Consider the following 293-nt stretch of genomic DNA (forward strand, 5'->3'; position numbering starts at 1 on the left):
TCAAGTCTTTTTACTTCGGTTTGTATTAAATCTTCAAGTCTTTTGGTTTCTGTGTAAAATTCACCCTTGGTTACAACTTCGTTGGTTAGTTCTTGTCTTATTTTTATTTTAGCTATCTCTTTTTCCTCTTTAGCTTTTTCTTCTATAGCATTGAGAGATTTTTCTAAAGCATGTAGAATAGCTTTTGCATCCTCTTTTCCCAATCGTTCTTCTAAAATCTCGTAAACCTCTATAGGTATCATTGCCATAGCTCACTATATTATAAGCTAAGAACTGAGATTTTGTATGAGCTA

Annotated in this window: 1 pseudogene; it reads right to left on the minus strand. The window is 32.1% G+C overall.

The window, feature by feature from the left end:
- Window positions 1-248 (minus strand): annotated as a pseudogene (locus ACYQZV_RS09160) (hypothetical protein); the annotation flags it as partial.
- Between the last annotated feature and the right edge of the window lie 45 nt (window positions 249-293).

This window comes from Hydrogenobaculum acidophilum, from assembly GCF_054656715.1.